This is a genomic window from Shewanella hafniensis (assembly GCF_019655335.1).
Lineage (GTDB): Bacteria > Pseudomonadota > Gammaproteobacteria > Enterobacterales > Shewanellaceae > Shewanella > Shewanella hafniensis.
The window spans coordinates 1-19,456 of record NZ_BPFD01000081.1 but is presented as its reverse complement, the minus strand read 5'-3'; the positions used below and the strand labels follow the sequence as shown (position 1 = coordinate 19,456).

Here is a 19,456-nt window from a genome sequence, read left to right as displayed (position 1 = left end):
ATCGCCAAGCGCCTAATTTAGCTTAATGTGCAAACGTTAAGTTAAAGGAGCGGTAGTTCAGTTGGTTAGAATACCGGCCTGTCACGCCGGGGGTCGCGGGTTCGAGTCCCGTCCGCTCCGCCAACATTAAGAGATAAGCCTCATCGAAAGATGAGGCTTTTTTCGTTATGGTGTCGTGGATATTTTCTCCCAGTGATGCTATCACTCAAGTGGTTATCGTCATACCCAGCCATCCCAATTCCTACGAGTGTACGTTATTGTTATTCGGATCAGTCCGAGATAATTTTAATCTCTTGGCTTGTAGCTGACGCTCTATCCCTACTGGTAACGTCTATCTTTTTCTTGTCCTAATTGACTTAATATCGTTTATATTGAAGTATTTATTATTAAGCAGATACTTAAATTCCAAGAATGATTGAAATTGAGTTATTTGCCCCAAGATAGTCTTAAGTGCTGCAGTTTTGTAGCGTCCATCAATGAGGTCTATGCCATGCTTTATAATTTAACGGTTGTACAATTTAGCAAGATGCTGAAAAATTTAAGCGTTATTCTTGAAAAAGGCGAATGCTTCGCAAACCTCAAGAAAGTTGATATGGCGGTGCTATTAAACTCACGTTTAGCGCCGGATCAATTCAATCTTATTCGCCAAGTTCAAATTGCCTGCGATACTGCCAAAATTGGCGTAGCACGTTTGACTGATAACTTAGATACAGTGCCAAAGCATGATGATAGCGAGACGACGCTGGCTGAGTTGCAAGCGCGTATTAGCTCGGTTTTGGATTATTTAGCAACGTTTAAAGCGGATGATTTTGCTAATGCGGCCACGATCCATGTCTCACAACCACGATGGGAAGGAAAATATCTTACAGGTTATGAGTTTGCCATTGAGCACGCTATTCCGAACATTTACTTCCATGTAACAACAGCCTACGCGATTTTGCGCCACAACGGTGTTGAAATTGGCAAGAAAGATTACCTCGGCGCTATGCCATATAAGTCGTAAATCTAGGCTAGATGTAGTACTGTTGCGTAGCCTAATTGTTGCGCAGCAGCGCTTTGCCGCTCGAGCTTACCAACCTTTCTGCATTACTACCTGTTCTTTCTCTACCTATGTTATGCCGCTTTGTCGCTGGAAATTTAGGACTCGTTAGGGTTCTGTTACGCGGATGAAGTCAATCAATACTCAGTTTTTCATTTCGACCTTACGTCTCGATTATTTTTATCCTGTTAGCATGTGATTTAATTTTGTTGGCTTAGGTAAATGATATGGGCCGTAAGTTTATGAGTCGCCAAATTATCTATTACTTAAATAGTGAATGGCGAATTAACTCATTATAAAGATGACCTGTTTGTTCGTTTTGAGCAGGGATTTACTGGAAGAGCCTATTTAAGGTTCTAATTAAAGGAGTTAGCTATGTCTATCGAATCTCAAGCCGTCGAGAGTCCAACTGATGCAACGACAACTGATTTACCGATGAAGAGCAAGAAAGCAAAAAAAGCCGCCATTACTAGTGGTTTGCGCCTCAAAGACAAGTTGACCCAAGACACTCGCCGTCGAATTGAAATTCTGCACGAGCAACGCCAACTATCCAATCGTTTCGGCGTGGATATAGAAATTGACTAAAGCCATTGGCTTGTCGCTAAGTATTGGATATCACATCTAGATATTTAGCCAGCATGTACAGCTTCACGACGCCCGTCGTGGGGCTTGCTCACTCTCCTTAAGCATTCACTTCTTAAATTCATATTCCATTATCGTGACCATCTCGCCCATATAATCTTCCTGTGAAATCTTTGACCAACCAAGCGTTTGATAAAAGTCTGCTTTGTCTGCGGTAAACAAATAGATTTTTTGCAATCCGAGTGCTTTGGCATAATTAACGACGGCATTGACTAATAATTTCCCCAAGCCTTTATTTCGATAGTGTGCATTAACATACACATTGGCGAGCCAAGGACTCAGGTCGGTTCGGGTATCCATATCTGCTGCAGTTAATGAGGAGGAGCCCATGACTTGGTTAGCGTCTTCACAGATAAACATCTTAGGAATGGCGGCGTCAGAGAGGTACTCGCTCATTTGCTCGATGAGTGTGGTGATTGTGGCGTCCGCAGAACTTAAATGTGCCCATTCTTGATGATGCCATTGTGCCAGTGGTGGAATGTGCTGTGGGGCCGATTTTAGGTCGATAACTTTCATATAAATCTCTGACGTGTGTTATGCAAAGGACTTAATGGTACGACATTATGGCGCGAATACTTAAGTCCGTTCGCTGGTCTACATTATGTGGCGGCAGGTTTGATTGAGCAGGTTTGACTGAGTATACCGCTTAACTTGGGAGTGGCAGAAATACGCTGGCTTCGAGTCCACCTTGTTGCGCGTGGCTAAAGCTAAGTTCGCCCTGATAACTGCCGACGATATCTTTGCAGATAGATAATCCTAAGCCATGGCCTTGGATGCTTTCATCTAACCGAATGCCGCGCTCGATGATAATCGACAATGCGGCATCGGAGACGCCTTCGCCGTCATCGCTGACTAGGATCCCATAACCTGCGGTGGCAGCCGTTTGATGCACTATACTGATCTCAATGTTCTTGCGGCTATGTTTGCAGGCGTTATCCAGTAAATTGCCTAAGAGTTCGAGTAAGTCATCGCGGTCAAACGGCATCACTAAGCCGCTGGCGTAATGGCTATGAATAATGCGGTCTGGGTAGATGCGCTGCATTACTTGAATTAGCGGCGCAAGATCGTCATCGAGCACGGTATAACGCCCTGGAGTGGAAAGGCCGACAATCTTAGTCCGCTTAAGCTCTCTCTCAATGATGTGGTGCAGGTTTGCGAGCACCTTGCTGCCCTCAATCCGCTGTTCAGGCGGAAGGCTTTCTAGGTAGGACTGCAGCCCTTGTAGCGGACGCTTCATTTCGTGGGCTAAATTACCCAAGGCATTGCGGGAGCGTTGTACTCTTTGGCCCAATTGATTGACTAAGCGATCTATCTCCTCAATCAGCGGAATTATTTCGCTCGGCATTTGATCTGGATTGATTTCTTGCCCTTGGGTGCGCATTTGCCGTATGGCTTCGGGCATCTGCTCTAAGGGTTTAAAGCCGCGTTTAAGTAGCTGATACTGCGCTAGTAATAGAATAACAATCGTGAGTAACACGGCCGCGCTGGCAAAGGCTAAAAAGTGTATTTGAGTTTGTTCGAGCTCGCTGATGTCTTCTGTCACCCACAGAGTCACTAATTGATCATCTTTGATTACGGCCTGACTGAACATCAGCCAATGTTCTTTGCCGACAAACTCAGTGGCTTGGTGCTGCTCACCGGCGGTCAGTTTTGGCATGTCCACGTTATGGTCGAATAGGGAGCGTGAGCGCAGGGTTTGTTCGCCGATTTGAATTGCAAAATAATGCCCAGAATTAACCCTGTGGTACACATTGGGTAAACGGTCGGAGGTGAGCGCCCAGGTGCCATCGGGATTGTGATTCAGAGCGGAGATCAGGCTGTCGGCATCGTGTTGTAATCGCGAGGCAACAAAGTCTTGGGTTAATACTTGGATACCTTGGTACAGAAAATACAGTAACAGCACCATGGCAAAGGTGAGCGTGATCAGCAGATTGCGCGTTAGATAACCCTTGAGTGAATACACGCCTTTTACTCCTTGAGTCGATAACCTTGGCCGCGGCGGGTTTCGATATAATCCTTGCCTAAGCGTTGGCGCAGGCGGTTGACGTACACTTCGATAACATTGCTGTCTTTGATTTGATCTTCTTCGTAAATACGTTCACTGAGCTCTGATTTAGAGACGATCTTGCTGGGATTGACCATTAAATAATGTAGCAGCCGATATTCAATCTTAGTCAGTTCTATTACTTCACCATCGACATTGGTAACGGCTTGTTTGTCGACATCGAGGGAAACGCCCGCATGTTGCAACACATTGTCGGCGCGGCCAAAGTGGCGGCGGATCAACACTTCGAGCCTTGCGAGTAGTTCTTCAATGTGAAAAGGCTTGCCGAGGTAATCATCGGCACCCGCCTTGAGGCCGTCGACCCGCTCGTGCCACGCATCACGAGCGGTGAGGATCAGCACTGGCATGGCTAAGCCTTTTTGTCGCCATTGGCCGAGGACTTGTAAACCGGGTTTGCCGGGCAAGCCGAGATCGAGGATCACGGCTTCGAAGTTTTCTTCTTCGCCTAAAAAGGCACCGTCGATACCGTTATCGGAGTGCTCGACGGTATAACCCGCCTTGTTAAGGGCGGGAATGAGGCGCGCGACCAGATCGGTATCATCTTCAATCAATAGCAAACGCATCAGTCGACCTTTTCCTTTAGCCACTCGCCGGTTTTGGCGTCAATCTTGATTTCATACACTATGCCATCGTCACGGAGGATTTCGAGCTCGTAGATGATCCTTCCATGTTTTTGCTCGACTTCTAAGTCCAGCAGTCTCCCCTGCAGGCGTGATTCATAGCGTTGCATTATGGTGTCGAAGGGCAAAACCTTGCCCTCCTTAACCCACTCGACTACTTTGTTTGAAAGATCATCGTCGTGGGCATCAGTGCTTGCACTGCTAATCATTCCAACGGCCAAAGCCAGGAATATTAACGGTATCTTCATCGAATATGCCCTTCTCTGCGAGGTTGTGACAATTGCTGCATTGACTGAATGAGCCGACTTTGGGGTTATCTTGCACCATACGCCTTGGGATATCATCGTGTTCGTGGATAAAAAATGCCTGTTCTGTGATCTTCTGCGGCCCTGCGCTTGCGAGCAGCGGCGTGCTGTTTTTCATCACCTTACCATTTTGTGCCGCATGTTGAACCAGATATTCCTTAATTCTGGCAGTGACTTGAGGATCTAGGCTGGCGTTGTCACCAAAGTGATTCTCAAGATTGGCGGTAATGGCGCGCCACTTGTCGGCGGGCAGTAAGTTCGCGGAATAAGCCATGTGGCAGCTGCCACATTCTGCCGTATATTCCGCATTTTGTGGAATGGCGCGGCTGAGCTCGCGGCCATCGTCAGCATAGCCTGTGCCGGTTAAGGTTAGACTGATACCGATAACGCCAATGGCTAATGCCGCGGCTGTGAGTGATGAACCTAAGAACCAACTAATAGGGTGTGCTTGTTTAGTCATGACATCTTCCTTTTTGTGCCGTTACCTTCTGTTGAAGGTATTAATTGCTCTAATTGAATGAGTGATAAGGTCGAAATTTGGCGGTTATTGCAGGCTTAACCAGAGTAAGGCATCGCCTTTTTCCTGCGGCGTGCAGTCGCGTTTAAAGGTCCAGTTACAGTTACGGCTAAACCATTTCTCGATTTTGGCTGAGTCGGTTAACCGATCTGCGGTAATCGACGGCGCCATAGGGTCAATGGGTTTACGGGTATTTTGGTGCATCCCCATGTCGGTGACTTTGGCGGTATGGCAACTGGCGCAGCTGCGCCCGTCCATGTCCTGTAGCCAAAGCTTTTGTCCCGCGGCGGCGCTAAAGGGTCCTGCGCCTTGGGCTTGATAGCGTTGCAGTTGCGTGCCAATGCGCTCGGCGCTAAGCGGCAGGCTTTGCACTTTACTGTTGGCGGCGCTAGCGCTGAGGCTAGTCAGCAGCAAGGTTGAAATCGCGACAAGGGCAAGGCGACTTTTAATCGTGTGTCTGGTGAATCTGTTCATAGGGCATTCCTTTTGGGCTGGATGTCTTGTTGCTAAGCAAAGTGGCTAAGGGATTAATCTTCTTGTTCCACAGGGCGTTGTTTCTTGCCCGTGACCATGGCTCTGACTAAGTTTTCTTTGTGTAACAGGCTACTGACGATGACGCCGCCAACATGGATAACCACGAGGAACACAGTGAAGTTGGCAAAGAATTCATGGACTTCTTTTATGACGCCTTCAGGCCAAGTGGCGAAAAAGCTTGTGGCTAATGGGCCGTGTCCGTCGGTGGCGTACAGAGCCATGCCCGAGAATCCCGTGATGGCGATGCTGGCAATCAAGGCCACTATCATCATTGCCCCTGCGGGGTTATGGCCTATGTAGTCTTTGCCTTTGCCTGTGATGAGTCCTTTGAGGTACACCAGCACTTCTTTAGGGCGAGTGACAAAGTTACTAAAACGCGCATTGTGGGTACCAATCACGCCCCACAGCAGACGAAACACCAGTAAAATTAAGATGCTATAACCTGCGTAACTGTGGATGGTCATCCACTCGTCTTCGCCTTCAGTGAGGTAGGCTAAGGCAAAAAAGCCGACGAGTGACCAATGGAATATGCGGATCAACAGGTCCCAGACTTTGATGGTTTGCAGTGTGTTTGATGACATGATGTGACGCTCCTAAGTGGGTTTAGGTGTAGGCTACTTAACCCAAACTTAAACCTCGCTTAAATTTTGAGGCGCGAACATTTATTCGAATTGATAGGCTTGAGTGGCGCGGTTGCTCGGGTGGTGAGCCTTAAATGTCAACGAAAACTCACTTGTTAACCTATTGGTATTACGGTAGATTCTGCCACCTCAATCGAGTGAAGGGATTAACTTATTTATGTCTACCGCCGTTATTCGCGCTTTTATCAGCCGCAATCCGAGTCGTAAATCCTTTTGTATTTATGCCGTTTTATTATTTTTGACTGAAGTCTTAATCGCTTTATATGCACCTGCGGGTTTTATTCGTGGTTTTGTGGGCGATGTATTGGTGGTGATCTTGCTGTTTTGCATGGTGCGGGCTGTCGTTCCTCTAGCAGTCAATTCGGTAGCCAATAGTAAAGACGAGGGCATTAAGCGCTTATTTCAAACTCCTTGGCTGGCGCTTGCGGTATTGCTGTTTGCCTTTGCCATCGAGTTTGGCCAGTATTGGGGCTTAGTCGACAAGTTAGGCTTGGGTGGAAATCGCTTGGCGCGGATAGTGATAGGTAGCCATTTCGACCCACTCGATCTCGTGGCTTATTTTGTCGGTTACTTGATCTTAGTGGGCTGTTATTGGAAAAGCCGCCAGTCCTAGTATTTGAATCCGCAAGAGCCGCGTGATGTGTGTTTTCGCGGATAAGTAGGCGAGATAAGTGGGGTTAGGGGATGCAGCAGATAACGGGGTTTTCACTGTTAACAGCACGTACTGATGGACTTGAGCCTAATCCACTGAAAATATCCCTGTATTTCAATGGCCAACCTACTCACACTTTTATCGCTGGTCGAGTGATTGAAGGTCAATACCGCTGCGTTTTACCCAATAACACCTCGGGGTATTTGGTCATCACTTCTTTCGATTGTCCCTTCGAAGAATCAACCGAGTTTAGTCTGCTTGATGAAGGGTTTAAGCTTATTACGACGACATCTTTGGCGCAAATGTATGATTCATTCCTACTGCACTCACACTGGCCCATGGCGGATAACCGTGTGCGGTTGCACTATTACGGTCAGTTTGTGCTGGATTTAGTCATTACTGCGAGCTGCTCTTGGTTAACAACTCGGCCGAAACTTAAGCTGATTGAAGTTGTTGATCCCCAAAGCGATCCGCAAACGGCCGCCGCTATGGCCGAATTAGCTCAACGTTTAGCGCAGATTGATAAAATCAACTGAGTGAGCTTTGAATTAAATTGAGTAAAAAAGAAAGGGCTATTCGCCCTTTCATGTTTATCATTTATATCTATTACTCATGCGGAAAGTTTTATAAGCCTGTTTACAAAGACATTTAAAAACCTAAATAAAAGCTTCCTCACATCAGCTTGTTTGAGCACCAAAACCTTAGAAGAAACCTAAAGGATTAACATCGTAACTTATCAAGAGATTCTTGGTATTTTGATAATGGTTGAGCATCATCTTATGGGTTTCGCGGCCGATGCCGGATTTTTTGTATCCACCAAAGGCGGCATGGGCAGGATAGGCGTGGTAACAGTTAATCCACACGCGGCCCGCTTGAATGCCGCGTCCCATGCGTTGAGCCGTGTTCATGTCCCGCGTCCACACGCCTGCGCCTAAGCCGTACTCAGTATCGTTCGCGATCGCTAAGGCTTCGGCTTCATCTTTGAAGGTGGTGACCGAAATGACAGGGCCGAAGATTTCCTCTTGGAAGATACGCATCTTATTGTGGCCTTTCATAATCGTCGGGCTGATGTAATAGCCTTCACTTTGGCCGCCATCGAGTTGGCAAAGTGTGCCGCCGAGTAGCACCTGCGCGCCCTCAGCCTTACCTATGGCCAAGTAACTTAAGATTTTATCGAACTGTTCTTTAGAGGCTTGAGCACCTACTTGAGTGTCGGTATCTAATGGATCGCCTTGCTTAATGGTTTGCGCGCGGGCGAGCACTTTTTCGATAAAGCGATCGAAAATCGACTCTTGGACTAGCACCCGTGATGGGCAAGTACAGACTTCGCCTTGGTTAAAGAAGGCGAGTAACATACCTTCGACGGCCTTATTTAAATATTCGTCTTCATGGTCCATCACATCGGCAAAAAACACGTTAGGCGATTTGCCGCCAAGCTCAACGGTCGATGGAATTAAGGATTCGGCGGCGCATTTTAAAATGTGATAGCCAATTTCGGTGGAGCCCGTAAAGGCAAGCTTAGCGATGCGTTTGCTGGTGGCCAGTGCTTGTCCTGCTTCGGCACCAAAGCCGTTGACTACGTTAAGAATACCCGCTGGTAATAGGTCTTCAATCAGCTCGAGCAAGACCAGAATCGAGACTGGCGTCTGCTCCGCAGGTTTGAGTACCACACAGTTCCCCGCCGCCAGCGCAGGGGCGATTTTCCATGCCGCCATCAAGAGTGGGAAATTCCAAGGAATGATCTGCCCGACCACGCCCAAGGGCTCTGGGAAGTGATAACTGACTGTGTTGCCGTCGATATCGGCGGCGCTGCCTTCCTGTGCGCGGATACAACCGGCAAAGTAGCGGAAGTGATCGACGAATAAGGGTAAGTCGGCGTTTAAGGTTTCACGCACCGCTTTACCGTTTTCCCAGGTTTCGGCGACGGCTAAATATTCGAGATTTTGTTCGACCCGATCGGCAATGCGCAGTAACAGGTTTGAGCGTTCGGTGACTGAGGTTTTACCCCATGCTTCTTTGGCTGCGTGGGCGGCATCTAACGCTAATTCAATATCTTGGGCATCGGATCGCGGGATTTGGCAAAAGTTTTGGCCATTCACGGGTGAGCGATTGTCGAAGTATTTGCCATTGACCGGGGCGACCCATTTACCTCCGATAAAGTTGGCGTATTTTTCTTTGAAGTTAACGATTGCGCCTGCGGTTCCGGGTTGAGCATAAATCATAGAATCATTCCTTCTTGTTGATTAGCTTAGTGTTCTCTAACGTAACACTTGAGACTTGCATACCTAAGGTGCATCGCAAGGAGGGTGCCAAACTGGCAAGAGTTGTACACTTGTTGTGCTAACAGTATGATGAAAAGCTAATTTTGCAGATTTGAAACAGTATGGGCACTCAGGGAGTGAGGTGTGTCCTGTGGTCACTTTGTCATCGAACGGCACACTCAAGTGTGCCGAAACGGAACACAGCTCGGGGGAGCACGGCTATGACAGTTAAACCGCATTTACCATCGACACAGACGTGGTTGGCCGATTCGTGGCAGCGCAGCATTGGCGCTGGCTTGTCCGAGTTTCAGTTACCCCAAGAACTTAGGCTCGATGCTAGCGAACTAAAGCAGAAACATGAGCAATATCAAATGCTCATAGCATTAGTACAATCCCATGCCTTGCCCTTGTTTAATCAGTTGATGGCGCATTCTAATAGCCGACTCTTGCTCTCCGATGCCGAGGGTTATGTGCTCAGGCACTGGGGCGTGAGCCGCTACTCCACAAAACTGGCGGATGTGGCTCTGGATATTGGGGTGAATTGGCTTGAGCAACACAAGGGCACCAATGCGATAGGGACGGCGCTCACCGCCAAACAAGCGGTATCTGTGGTGGGTGAGCAGCATTTTATTCGTCAGAATCGTTTTATGAGTTGCACTGCTTGCCCAATATTTTCCCCTCAAGGTGAAATGCTCGGGGTGATAGATATCACCAGTGAGCAGCAAAGGCACACCCAGCAGACGCTGATGTTAGTGTCGAGTTTGGCGCAGCAGGTCGAGACCGCGCTTTTGTGTCATCTGCCTGATAGCCATTATCGAATCGATTTAGCGGCGCAGCCCAATCTGCTCAGTTCGGGTTGGCAGGGTATAGTGATAGCCGATAGCGATGGCCGCATCGTTGGGTATAATCCCATGGCTAAACAATTGCTTAATCAAGCTAAGGTGGGTGATAGCGTAGAGCAGTACTTAGGCGATAATTGGAGCCGTGCGGGTGGTTTTAATCAACATTTAGACTTGCATCTACAGACTCAATCCTTAAATATTCCCAGCGCCAAGAGTCGGGTGGCGATGAGCAATAAATCGCTCAATCAATTGGGTGTGCGGTTTCACGATCCTCAACTTGAGCGCGCATGGCAACATGCCAATAAGGTGATCACTAAGCAAATTCCGCTGTTAGTGCTCGGTGAAACCGGCGTCGGTAAAGAGCAGTTTGTTAAAAAGCTCCACGCCCATAGTGTGCGGCGCAGCGAGCCCTTAGTGGCGGTGAACTGTGCGGCATTGCCCGCTGAGTTAGTCGAATCTGAACTCTTTGGTTATCAGGCAGGCGCTTTTACTGGGGCGAACCGCACTGGATTTATCGGCAAAATTCGCCAAGCCCACGGCGGTTTTTTGTTTTTAGATGAAATAGGTGAAATGCCGCTGGCGGCACAGAGTCGTTTACTCAGGGTATTGCAGGAGCGCGAAGTGGTGCCCGTTGGCAGTAATCAAAGTTTTAAAGTCGATATCCAAATCATTGCCGCGACCCATATGGATTTAGAGCAACAAGTGGCGCAGGGGCTGTTTCGGCAGGATTTATTCTATCGATTAAATGGTCTACAAGTGCGGTTACCTGCACTGCGCGAGCGGCAGGATATCGAGCGCATTATCCATAAATTGCATCGTAAACATCGCATTGCGCCGCAGGCGATCTGCCCTGAACTGTTAGGGCTACTGGTGCAACACGACTGGCCGGGCAACTTGCGTGAGCTGGATAATCTTATGCAAGTCGCTTGCTTGATGGCTGAAGGAGATGACACCCTAACTTGGCAGCATTTACCCGATTATCTTGCACAAAAATTAGCGGCAGGGCCGTTAACAGTGGATCCGTTAAACACACAGCTGTTAAATGAAAAGCAGCCGTTAGGTGAAGAGGCTAAAACCGGTCAACATTCGGCATCACATCCGCTGGCTGGCAAAGTTACGCGTGACAACACTGCGACGCTGCCAACTACCACTGCGGTGCAATCGGATTCTCTCCACGAGGCGATTTATAGCAATGTGCTACAGGCATACCAAGCCTGTAATGGCAATGTGAGCCAATGCGCTAAGCGTTTGGGGATCAGCCGTAATGCCTTGTATCGTCGATTAAAACAGATGGGACTTAAGGGTTAATGTTAGCTCGCGGCGCTTATCAGTAAGTGTAATAAACAACGCAAAGCTCGCTTATCACGCCCATGACTAACCAACTCGCAATGGACTAAAACTGTGAGATTTTAGTCCATAAACTCCGATTTCGGAGTCAGGTAAAATGAGGTCTTGTTGTAGCTTATTCATGCCTAATAGGTTTTATTGATTCATATAATCGATAAAGATCCTTTCTTTTAATTACAAATTCAGAACTATACTGCGGGCAGGCAGAAAAGAGCTTGGCGTTATGCATAGAGAGGAACTGTTATGCATCTGACTAAAAGCCTTTTAATTATTTCTATGGGTCTGGCATTAAATGTACAGGCTCAAACTTTACCAACAAATACCCTGACACGTGACAATGGCGCCCCTGTGGGTGATAACCAAAACTCGACCACAGCGGGCAGTAATGGCAGCGTGTTATTGCAAGATGTGCAGCTTATTCAGAAGCTACAACGCTTTGCCCGTGAACGTATTCCTGAGCGGGTTGTTCATGCCAGAGGCACAGGTGTGCACGGTGAGTTTGTATCGAGTGGTGATTTTAGTTATCTGACTCAAGCGGCACCCTTTGCACAGAAAGGCAAAGTCACGCCTGTGTTTGCGCGTTTTTCTACTGTTATCCACTCGAAAGGTTCGCCAGAAACGCTGCGCGACCCCCGTGGATTTGCGACCAAATTTTATTCGGACCAAGGTAACTGGGACTTAGTGGGTAATAACTTACCCGTATTCTTCATTCGCGATGCGATCAAGTTTCCTGACATGGTGCATTCACTCAAACCATCGCCAGTGACCAATATGCAAGATCCGAATCGTTTCTTCGATTTTTTCAGTCACGAAGCGGGTTCAACCCATATGTTGACTCAGGTTTACAGTAACTTAGGTGTACCTGCCAGTTATCGTGAAATGGACGGTTTCGGTGTGCATGCGTACAAATTTGTAAATCGAGATAACCAAGTTAAATATGTGAAATTTAACTGGAAGAGTCTGCAAGGTGTTAAAGGCTTACGTCCCGATGAAGTGGTTAAAGTCCAAGGACAAAACTTTAACCATTTAACCGATGATCTTTATAGTGAGATCAACAAGGGTAACTATCCTAAGTGGGATCTGTACGTTCAATTACTCGACCCGACTGAGCTTAATAAGTTTGATTACAACCCGTTAGACGCCACTAAGGTGTGGCTAGATGTGCCAGAACAAAAAGTGGGCACTATGACGCTGAACCGCATGCCTGCAAACTTCTTCCAAGAGACTGAGCAAGCGGGATTTGCGCCATCGAATTTGATCCCAGGGATTGAGCCTTCGGAAGACAGATTACTGCAAGGCCGCATGTTCTCCTACGCCGATACTCAGCTGTATCGACTCGGCGCGAATTTGTCGCAATTGCCGATTAATAAACCCTTAGTGGCGGTGGCAAACCACAACCAAGAAGGTGCGGGCAATATGGGGCATACCCAGTCCGATGTGAACTATCAACCGAGCGTACATTTAGCCTTGGCCGAAGATAATCGTTATCGTGCGGTAACAACTGCGCTGACGGGGACTGTGCAACAGACGGCTATTAGCAAGCAGGATAACTTTAGCCAAGCGGGCGTCTTTTATCGCAGCTTGAGCAAGCAAGATAGAGCAGATCTGATCACTAACTTGGCCGATGACTTAGGCAAAGTGAACGATACCAATGTGAAACATCAGATGCTCAGTCACTTTTATCGTGCAGACCCAGAGTTTGGTGAGCGTTTAACCAAGGCCGTAAAGGGTGATCTGGCTGACGTTAAACAGCGTTCAATCTGATGTTGTTATTTTTAGGACTGTTTTGGTCGCAGAGATTTGCACGTTAACAGTCCAAACCGAGTAAGTCCCGCAAGACGTAAACAAGCTCTTTTCTGCCCAGTTTAAGAGGGCGTCTTGCGGGCATTTCGTCACCTCTTATTGTTTAAATCTCTATTTTTGCTGCGCGGGAGTTATTGATGAAACACAATATTACTATCTTATTATTGATGATTGCGGCATTGAGTATGTCGGTCGTGATGGGCGCAGGTTCGGCTCAGGCATCCGCAACTGTCAGCCAAGCGGACGAGCCCGATGCTGCACAAGTACAAGTACAAGTGCTGGTGGACTACTTTTTTGCTGCCGCGCGTACTGGCGATATCACAGTGCTTGAGCATTTTCTCGATGCGGGCTTCCCTATTGACCAGAGAAATAGTCAAACCTATACCGCGCTAATGGTGGCGGCTTATAACGGCCAAGAGGCTGCAACAGATGTATTACTTGAGCATGGTGCTAATGCTTGTTTGCAAGATAAGCGTGGTAATACGGCAATGATGGGCGCTGTGATTAAGGCCGAATTCAATATTGTAAAGCGGCTATACGCGAAAGAATGCAATGCGAACCTAACGAATAATGCCGGAATGACCTTGACTGAGTTTGCCCGTTACTGGGGTCAAAGTGGCGCTTTACAGCAGGCGAGTTTAAAGCAATAAAGACGCTAGATCTTGCGCCCGATCACTCTTGGTCATTATCTTTAATCTGTTTAGATCTCAGCATTTACTATTAGCAATAAGTCTGCTTGTTAATGATGTCTATGCCTTTTATGGTAACTTTTTGAATATCGTTTAATACGGTTTGGCCTTCGGAGAGCGATTTATGTTTGATGCCTTACTACTGACGCAAGAAGATAAACGTACGTTTGCTCAAGTTTCACAAATCACAGAAGCTGATTTGCCAGAAGGGGAAGTCTTGGTTGATGTCGCCTATTCCTCGCTGAATTATAAAGATGGTTTAGCTGTGACCGGTGCTGGCAAAATCATTCGTCAGTTTCCTATGGTGCCGGGCATCGATTTTGCGGGGGTCGTGCGCGAATCAACTGATGCGAGATACCAAGTTGGCGATCAGGTGATTTTGACAGGTTGGGGCGTGGGCGAAAATCACTGGGGTGGTATGGCGCAAAAAGCGCGCGTTAAAGCCGACTGGCTGGTGCCTATGCCGCAAGACTGTGATGCCGCTAAAGCCATGATGATTGGCACGGCTGGGCTTACGGCTATGTTGTGCGTGCAAGCGCTGCAGCAGGCTGGGGTAACACCGCAAAGTGGGGATATTCTTGTTACAGGTGCCAGTGGTGGTGTGGGTTCTGTGGCGGTGACTTTGCTCGCCAATGCTGGCTATCGTGTGGCTGCCTGCAGTGGTCGAGTTGAACAGAATGCGCCTTTATTGAAGGAGCTTGGCGCCGCAGAAGTGATTGATCGCAGTGAGCTTGAACAGGATGCTAAGCCGCTTGAGGCGCAGCGCTGGGCGGGTGTGGTCGATACCGTTGGCAACAAGATCCTCGCCAAAGCATTAGCGCAAATGCAATACGGTGGTGCAGCCGCTATCTGTGGTTTAGCGGGCGGTTTTGCATTACCAACAACCGTTATGCCGTTTATTTTACGGGGTGTGAGTTTACTGGGAATCGACTCTGTTTCTTGTCCATTTGAGAAACGAAAAGCGGCGTGGGAAGCTGTGATTAAAGCACTGCCTGCACATTTCTATCAGCAAGCTTGCCAGCAGATCTCATTGGCAGAGGTGCCTGCTTTCGCGAATAAAATTATCCAAGGCCAAGTCACAGGGCGTGTATTAGTTAAGCTGTAATCTAGCTTCTAATACTTTAAAGCGATGGCAACACTGAGGTGTTGCCATCTACGACTATGCCATCCGTTTTACCAAGTTTACTTGTCTTCATATTGGCTATTTCGGCAGTGTAATAGTCACTTCAAGACCGGTTGGTTCGCGGTTCTCGGCTTTAATCTTACCCTTGTGGGCGGTAATCGCCGCTTCAGTGATTGCCAGCCCAAGTCCCCAGCCACCGCTTTCTCTTTGCCGTGCAGAGTCTGGGCGATAGAAGGGTTTGAAAATGGCATCGAGTTCGGCGGCATCTATGCCTGGTCCATCGTCTTTTATCGTGATTTTTACCTGATCAGCTGTTGCACTTGCCTGTAACTGAATGTCGCTTGCGGCATAGCGAATTGCATTACGCAGCAGATTTTCAATCGCGCGGGAAAGTGATTTAGGAAAATGCGCTAACTCAATTTCTTCATCGATATCGATGGTAATGCTTTTACCTTGCTGTTCTGCTTCAAATTCCGCATCGTCTAAAACTTGGCTCAGGGATTCTGCCAAGCCTAAATGTACTTTGGTTTCGTTAGTGCTGAGCTTGACCCGCGAGAGTTCTAACAATTCACTGATAAGCATTTCGAGTTGCTCGGCTTCATAGCCGATACGATCCGTTTCTGCCGTTTGCTGGCCCTTTTTACGGGCGAGGGCTAACGACAATTGTAAACGGGTGAGCGGGGTACGTAGCTCATGGGAAATATCGCCCATCAATCTCTGTTGATTGTTCATCATAGATTCGATGGAGTCGGCCATGCTATTGAAGGCCTTAGCTAATTGGCCTATTTCATCTTTACGCTGTGTAGTGGACTTATCGACACGATGACTTAAGTCACCCTCTGCGAGGGCATTAGCACTCTTTTTAAGTGAATTTAATGCTTTACCTAAATGCCACGCGAGCAAGCCACATAATAATCCCGAAAGGAAAATCGCTAGGCTTAAGGTTAATAACTTATTTTCGGCGAAGAAGAAGAACCAAGGCCGTGGATGGTTATCCGGTAGGCGGCCATAAAGTGAATAGGTTTCAGCGCCCAGATTAAATTGATAGGGACCAAACACCAGCTCATCTTTAAACTGATGGCTAATCGGTTGTTTTTCTTCATCTGCCATCAGCATAAAGCTGCGTACACCGCGACTCACCCTGTGTGTGTTGACGACTTGGCCCTGGCTGTTGACGAGATAAACTCGTAGTGGCTTGCCTTCCATGTCTCGATGTCTTTCCCAGCGCCGAAGAAAATCGGATTCCAGTAAGGCGGGGTTTTCTTGAATGCGCTTAGCTATCGTCGATAGGACTTTTTCAAGGTGAGGTGGCAGTGGCGCACGGTCGTGATTTTGTTGCAGCAATGGTAGCAGACCCACTAAGGCAATGATTAGCGAGCTGCAAAGCCAAAATCCGAGCAATAATTTGATAAATAAACGATTAGGCACAGTCGATACCGCCGTTATGGAAGCCAAATATAACCTTTGCCACGGATGGTTTTCACCCTTGGCCGACCATCGCTACGCTCGGGGAGTTTTTTACGTAGATTCGATAAATGCATGTCTAAGCTGCGGTCGAAGGGCATGAGTTTTTTGCCGAGTACTTTTTCGTTTAACTCTTCCTTGTTCATCAACTCGCCAGCGTGCAGTGCTAGGGTGTGCAGTAGAGTGAATTCAGTGCCTGTGAGTATGATTAATTGCTCATTACAGTAAGCTTCTTGGCGCGATGGATCTAAGCGCAGATCGCCAAACTCTTGGGCGGGCGCGGCATGGATTTCTTGGGTTGTTAAGTTCGAACGACGAATAATGGCGCGGATACGGGCAATTAATTCTCTGTCATTAAACGGCTTTGGCAGGTAATCGTCGGCGCCTATCTCAAGCCCAACCACGCGATCGATTTCATCGCCACGGGCCGTCAACATTAATACTGGGGTTTGTTTATGTTGGCGCAGTGCGCGTAGCACTTCAAAACCGTTTAATTTAGGTAGCATTACATCGAGTAGGATCAGATCGTAATCTGCGGTCAGTGCCAGATCTAAACCTTGTTTACCGTCGTAGGCCAAGGTTAATTGAAACCCTTCTAACTCGAGCAGTTGCCCTAGTAGCTCAGATAACCCCAGATCGTCATCGATTAATAATATCCGACTCATACTGTTCCTTAATCTCTGTAATGTGGCCTCATGTGCCTGTTTATCATAGGCACTTTTAGCGCTTTGGCTGAGTATACCTGTTTTGATGTCAATTGCTGTGTAGCAATGTAAGCCAAAGTAAAGAATAGAGTTATTGCCGCAACTTTACAGTGATTTACTCAGGCAACGCCCTCACTTACATATAGGGGGTTAGACTGGAAGGGTCGAAAGTGACTCGGCTTAAAAGGGTCGTCACTGTGTCTTATTACTTGCCATATTAAAGTTGAACCATCGAGGTTAACACTATGAAAACATTATCACCTTTGAAAGCGAGCCTGTTTGCCATTCTAGCGAGTTCTGCGGTTTTCGCGACGGCAGTTAATGCAGCACCTAAGGATGCTGGTTGCGACTTCTCTAAATCTGAATTCCACAAAGGCGACCGTATGGAACATGGCGGCCGACACATGGATAAGCGTGGCATGCATCGTATGTTTGAAGGGCTAGATTTAACCGATGCCCAAAAAGCTGATATCAAAAAGCTGTTTGCCGATCAGAAAGCTGCGCGTGCCGATAGCCGCCCAACGAAAGAGCAGCGTTTGGCCCATCGCACTGAAATGCAGGCCTTGATGACGGCCCCTAATTTTGATGAAGTGCAAGCCAAGGCACTGATGAGCGCGCAGCAAGAACAGCGTCAAGCTCAAGCCATTGAACGTATGAAGCTGCATAATCAAATCTACAATCTGTTGACACCAGAGCAGCAAGCTACGTTTAAAGCGCGATTTGAAGCACAAGCTGGTAAAGAACCTCGCGGTTAAGCGTCTTAGCTGATATACAATAGGGTCATAGCTTCCCAAGATAGATCCCTTATGACTCAGACTTCCCAATACGATTTTTGGGTCAAACTGGCTAGCCGCGCTTCCGTGGCTACCGCTTTGACCCTTATTCTTATCAAGCTGTTCGCTTGGCTTTATTCCGGCTCTGCCAGTATGTTGGCATCTTTGACGGATTCCTTTGCCGACGCTCTCGCTTCTATTATCAATTTTATTGCCATTCGTTACGCGCTTGTGCCGCCGGATCATGATCACAGATATGGCCATGGTAAGGCTGAGCCGTTAGCGTCTCTAGCGCAATCCGCCTTCATTATGGGCTCCGCATTTTTATTACTTTTCTATGGTGGCGAGCGGTTATTAACACCTGTTCCGGTTGAAAATGCCACTATAGGTGTGGTGGTTTCTGTCATAGCGATTGTGATGACGTTAGCCTTGGTCATGTTGCAGAAACGCGCATTGGCGGCAACAAAAAGTACTGTGGTTGAAGCGGATTCGCTGCACTATAAATCAGATTTATTCCTTAATGGTGCGGTATTGCTAGCACTCGTCCTATCCCAATATGGTTGGTGGTGGGCTGACGGATTGTTTGCAGTAATGATTGCATTCTATATTGGTCATCAAGCCTTTGGCTTGGGCTATCGCTCAATTCAAGCCTTGCTAGATCGGGAGTTAGACGAAGAAACTCGCCAGCAAATCACGCAAATCGCAATGGAAGATCCACGGGTGCAAGGGCTGCATGATTTACGCACTCGTCAGGCTGGCAAAACCGTTTTTATCCAATTTCATTTAGAGCTTGATGGCAATTTGAGTTTGAATGAAGCCCACAGTATTGCCGATACAACAGGGATAAGAGTCAAAGCCGCCTTTGAAGATGCCGAGGTGATTATTCACCAAGATCCAGTCAAACCTGAAGTCAACGAAACATAAAGTAAGGGCAAGCGATGGCATGGATGCAGAAGCAAGGTCACAGATGGGATCATTCCACTCGATTGATATGTCGCTATCAGAGGCTATCGACTCGCTTTGAGTTGATAGTCGAATCTGAGATTCGTGATGTTAGCGTTCCAGCAGATGCGGAAATTACGGTTTCAACTCAAGCGCAGTCCTCGAGAGTGAATCAAGCAGATAGTGAAGTCACTCCTGTGATAGTGGGGGCTTGGAGTCAGTTAGTCCTGCGTAAACATCTTTATTACCTACCGCAGAAAATTGATTTCGAAATATCTAACCAAACTTATCGAGTCCATATCTGGCCATTATTCCTTTGGCGCACCCGTATTATTTGTGTAGCGACTGGCCGAGTTGTCGTATCCGAATGTTTGGATGTCAGAAGGCGTCGCTCCCTCATCCGTTGGCTATATGCAAGTTTTATAGGATTGTTGCGGGTGCTAAGTTAAAATCGTTAATTGTTTCAATTAAAAAAATAATACTTACAGTAAAT

The 19,456-nt window shown here is 47.5% G+C and carries 21 protein-coding genes and 1 tRNA gene; 12 read left to right on the top strand and 10 right to left on the bottom strand.

Annotated elements, in window-relative coordinates; genetic code table 11:
- The first annotated feature begins 46 nt into the window (after positions 1-46).
- The 3 genes from K5Q99_RS18295 to K5Q99_RS18285 all read left to right on the top strand — a co-directional run bounded on the left by K5Q99_RS18295 (position 47) and on the right by K5Q99_RS18285 (position 1,624).
- Positions 47-123, top strand: a tRNA-Asp gene (locus K5Q99_RS18295).
- Between the two features lie 367 nt (positions 124-490).
- Positions 491-1,003 (top strand): DUF1993 domain-containing protein, encoded by a 513-nt coding sequence (locus K5Q99_RS18290; RefSeq protein WP_220777689.1) that lies wholly within the window; start codon positions 491-493, stop codon positions 1,001-1,003.
- 411 nt (positions 1,004-1,414) lie between these two features.
- Positions 1,415-1,624 (top strand): hypothetical protein, encoded by a 210-nt coding sequence (locus tag K5Q99_RS18285; RefSeq protein WP_105251048.1) that lies wholly within the window; start codon positions 1,415-1,417, stop codon positions 1,622-1,624.
- Between the two features lie 105 nt (positions 1,625-1,729).
- On the opposite strand, the gene K5Q99_RS18280 is transcribed toward K5Q99_RS18285, so the two are convergent.
- The 7 genes from K5Q99_RS18280 to K5Q99_RS18250 form a co-directional block, all read right to left on the bottom strand.
- The gene (locus K5Q99_RS18280; protein ID WP_220777688.1) at positions 1,730-2,197 is read right to left on the bottom strand and encodes a GNAT family N-acetyltransferase; all 468 of its coding nucleotides are present in this window, start codon (positions 2,195-2,197) and stop codon (positions 1,730-1,732) included.
- Positions 2,198-2,327: 130 nt separating this feature from the next.
- Complete coding sequence (locus tag K5Q99_RS18275; protein ID WP_220777687.1) at positions 2,328-3,644, bottom strand: sensor histidine kinase; 1,317 nt, start codon at positions 3,642-3,644, stop codon at positions 2,328-2,330.
- A 5-nt stretch (positions 3,645-3,649) separates the two neighbouring features.
- Positions 3,650-4,309 carry a winged helix-turn-helix domain-containing protein gene (locus K5Q99_RS18270; RefSeq protein ID WP_220777686.1) on the bottom strand — a complete coding sequence of 220 codons (660 nt, stop codon included), beginning with the start codon at positions 4,307-4,309 and terminating at the stop codon, positions 3,650-3,652.
- Positions 4,309-4,575, bottom strand: coding sequence for a PepSY domain-containing protein (locus K5Q99_RS18265; RefSeq protein ID WP_220777685.1), 267 nt, complete (start codon positions 4,573-4,575; stop codon positions 4,309-4,311). Before K5Q99_RS18265 ends, K5Q99_RS18270 begins: the two co-directional genes overlap by 1 nt.
- Positions 4,568-5,131, bottom strand: a complete 564-nt coding sequence (locus K5Q99_RS18260) for a diheme cytochrome c (protein ID WP_220777684.1) — start codon at positions 5,129-5,131, stop codon at positions 4,568-4,570. Before K5Q99_RS18260 ends, K5Q99_RS18265 begins: the two co-directional genes overlap by 8 nt.
- A gap of 84 nt (positions 5,132-5,215) precedes the next feature.
- Complete coding sequence (locus K5Q99_RS18255) at positions 5,216-5,662, bottom strand: DUF1924 domain-containing protein (RefSeq protein WP_220591709.1); 447 nt, start codon at positions 5,660-5,662, stop codon at positions 5,216-5,218.
- 53 nt (positions 5,663-5,715) lie between these two features.
- The gene (locus K5Q99_RS18250) at positions 5,716-6,303 is read right to left on the bottom strand and encodes a cytochrome b/b6 domain-containing protein (RefSeq protein WP_220777683.1); all 588 of its coding nucleotides are present in this window, start codon (positions 6,301-6,303) and stop codon (positions 5,716-5,718) included.
- A 217-nt stretch (positions 6,304-6,520) separates the two neighbouring features.
- Between K5Q99_RS18250 and K5Q99_RS18245 the strand changes: the two genes are divergently transcribed.
- Complete coding sequence (locus tag K5Q99_RS18245) at positions 6,521-6,976, top strand: ribosomal maturation YjgA family protein (protein ID WP_220777682.1); 456 nt, start codon at positions 6,521-6,523, stop codon at positions 6,974-6,976.
- A gap of 71 nt (positions 6,977-7,047) precedes the next feature.
- Positions 7,048-7,551: a hypothetical protein gene (locus tag K5Q99_RS18240; protein ID WP_220777681.1), complete on the top strand. Its 504-nt coding sequence runs from the start codon at positions 7,048-7,050 to the stop codon at positions 7,549-7,551.
- Between the two features lie 165 nt (positions 7,552-7,716).
- On the opposite strand, the gene exaC is transcribed toward K5Q99_RS18240, so the two are convergent.
- On the bottom strand, positions 7,717-9,237 hold the full coding sequence (gene exaC / locus K5Q99_RS18235) for an acetaldehyde dehydrogenase ExaC (protein ID WP_106648435.1): 1,521 nt from the start codon (positions 9,235-9,237) through the stop codon (positions 7,717-7,719).
- A gap of 260 nt (positions 9,238-9,497) precedes the next feature.
- Here exaC and K5Q99_RS18230 point away from each other — a divergent pair, with 260 nt between their 5' ends.
- From K5Q99_RS18230 to acuI, 4 genes are all read left to right on the top strand, one after another.
- Complete coding sequence (locus K5Q99_RS18230) at positions 9,498-11,426, top strand: sigma-54-dependent Fis family transcriptional regulator (protein ID WP_220777680.1); 1,929 nt, start codon at positions 9,498-9,500, stop codon at positions 11,424-11,426.
- Between the two features lie 282 nt (positions 11,427-11,708).
- Positions 11,709-13,229, top strand: a complete 1,521-nt coding sequence (gene katE1 / locus K5Q99_RS18225) for a catalase KatE1 (protein WP_281422449.1) — start codon at positions 11,709-11,711, stop codon at positions 13,227-13,229.
- A 176-nt stretch (positions 13,230-13,405) separates the two neighbouring features.
- A complete protein-coding gene (locus tag K5Q99_RS18220) occupies positions 13,406-13,918 on the top strand; it encodes an ankyrin repeat domain-containing protein (protein WP_220777679.1) in 513 nt (170 codons plus the stop codon).
- Between the two features lie 163 nt (positions 13,919-14,081).
- Positions 14,082-15,062, top strand: a complete 981-nt coding sequence (acuI, locus tag K5Q99_RS18215; RefSeq protein ID WP_220777678.1) for an acrylyl-CoA reductase (NADPH) — start codon at positions 14,082-14,084, stop codon at positions 15,060-15,062.
- 96 nt (positions 15,063-15,158) lie between these two features.
- Here the strand turns inward: acuI and K5Q99_RS18210 are convergent, their stop codons facing one another.
- Both K5Q99_RS18210 and K5Q99_RS18205 read right to left on the bottom strand, forming a co-directional pair.
- A complete protein-coding gene (locus K5Q99_RS18210) occupies positions 15,159-16,535 on the bottom strand; it encodes an ATP-binding protein (protein WP_246604535.1) in 1,377 nt (458 codons plus the stop codon).
- A complete protein-coding gene (locus K5Q99_RS18205) occupies positions 16,523-17,209 on the bottom strand; it encodes a response regulator (RefSeq protein WP_105251061.1) in 687 nt (228 codons plus the stop codon). The genes K5Q99_RS18210 and K5Q99_RS18205 overlap by 13 nt, the downstream gene beginning before the upstream one ends.
- A gap of 284 nt (positions 17,210-17,493) precedes the next feature.
- On the opposite strand from K5Q99_RS18205, the gene K5Q99_RS18200 reads away from it, so the two are divergent.
- From K5Q99_RS18200 to K5Q99_RS18190, 3 genes are read left to right on the top strand one after another with little or no spacing between them, the layout of a single operon-like run.
- The gene (locus tag K5Q99_RS18200) at positions 17,494-18,003 is read left to right on the top strand and encodes a Spy/CpxP family protein refolding chaperone (protein ID WP_220777677.1); all 510 of its coding nucleotides are present in this window, start codon (positions 17,494-17,496) and stop codon (positions 18,001-18,003) included.
- Between the two features lie 51 nt (positions 18,004-18,054).
- Positions 18,055-18,945: a cation efflux pump FieF gene (fieF, locus tag K5Q99_RS18195; protein WP_220777676.1), complete on the top strand. Its 891-nt coding sequence runs from the start codon at positions 18,055-18,057 to the stop codon at positions 18,943-18,945.
- Between the two features lie 14 nt (positions 18,946-18,959).
- Complete coding sequence (locus K5Q99_RS18190; protein WP_220777675.1) at positions 18,960-19,412, top strand: hypothetical protein; 453 nt, start codon at positions 18,960-18,962, stop codon at positions 19,410-19,412.
- Positions 19,413-19,456: the final 44 nt, after the last annotated feature.

What these genes read in the sequence shown, in the direction of transcription:
- K5Q99_RS18290 (WP_220777689.1), top strand. Translation starts at nt 491, where the DNA reads ATGCTTTATAATTTAACGGTTGTACAATTTAGCAAGATGCTGAAAAAT.
- K5Q99_RS18285 (WP_105251048.1), top strand. Translation starts at nt 1,415, where the DNA reads ATGTCTATCGAATCTCAAGCCGTCGAGAGTCCAACTGATGCAACGACA.
- K5Q99_RS18280 (WP_220777688.1), bottom strand. Translation starts at nt 2,197, where the DNA reads ATGAAAGTTATCGACCTAAAATCGGCCCCACAGCACATTCCACCACTG.
- K5Q99_RS18270 (WP_220777686.1), bottom strand. Translation starts at nt 4,309, where the DNA reads ATGCGTTTGCTATTGATTGAAGATGATACCGATCTGGTCGCGCGCCTC.
- K5Q99_RS18265 (WP_220777685.1), bottom strand. Translation starts at nt 4,575, where the DNA reads ATGATTAGCAGTGCAAGCACTGATGCCCACGACGATGATCTTTCAAAC.
- K5Q99_RS18260 (WP_220777684.1), bottom strand. Translation starts at nt 5,131, where the DNA reads ATGACTAAACAAGCACACCCTATTAGTTGGTTCTTAGGTTCATCACTC.
- K5Q99_RS18255 (WP_220591709.1), bottom strand. Translation starts at nt 5,662, where the DNA reads ATGAACAGATTCACCAGACACACGATTAAAAGTCGCCTTGCCCTTGTC.
- K5Q99_RS18250 (WP_220777683.1), bottom strand. Translation starts at nt 6,303, where the DNA reads ATGTCATCAAACACACTGCAAACCATCAAAGTCTGGGACCTGTTGATC.
- K5Q99_RS18245 (WP_220777682.1), top strand. Translation starts at nt 6,521, where the DNA reads ATGTCTACCGCCGTTATTCGCGCTTTTATCAGCCGCAATCCGAGTCGT.
- K5Q99_RS18240 (WP_220777681.1), top strand. Translation starts at nt 7,048, where the DNA reads ATGCAGCAGATAACGGGGTTTTCACTGTTAACAGCACGTACTGATGGA.
- exaC (WP_106648435.1), bottom strand. Translation starts at nt 9,237, where the DNA reads ATGATTTATGCTCAACCCGGAACCGCAGGCGCAATCGTTAACTTCAAA.
- K5Q99_RS18230 (WP_220777680.1), top strand. Translation starts at nt 9,498, where the DNA reads ATGACAGTTAAACCGCATTTACCATCGACACAGACGTGGTTGGCCGAT.
- katE1 (WP_281422449.1), top strand. Translation starts at nt 11,709, where the DNA reads ATGCATCTGACTAAAAGCCTTTTAATTATTTCTATGGGTCTGGCATTA.
- K5Q99_RS18220 (WP_220777679.1), top strand. Translation starts at nt 13,406, where the DNA reads ATGAAACACAATATTACTATCTTATTATTGATGATTGCGGCATTGAGT.
- acuI (WP_220777678.1), top strand. Translation starts at nt 14,082, where the DNA reads ATGTTTGATGCCTTACTACTGACGCAAGAAGATAAACGTACGTTTGCT.
- K5Q99_RS18205 (WP_105251061.1), bottom strand. Translation starts at nt 17,209, where the DNA reads ATGAGTCGGATATTATTAATCGATGACGATCTGGGGTTATCTGAGCTA.
- K5Q99_RS18200 (WP_220777677.1), top strand. Translation starts at nt 17,494, where the DNA reads ATGAAAACATTATCACCTTTGAAAGCGAGCCTGTTTGCCATTCTAGCG.
- fieF (WP_220777676.1), top strand. Translation starts at nt 18,055, where the DNA reads ATGACTCAGACTTCCCAATACGATTTTTGGGTCAAACTGGCTAGCCGC.
- K5Q99_RS18190 (WP_220777675.1), top strand. Translation starts at nt 18,960, where the DNA reads ATGGCATGGATGCAGAAGCAAGGTCACAGATGGGATCATTCCACTCGA.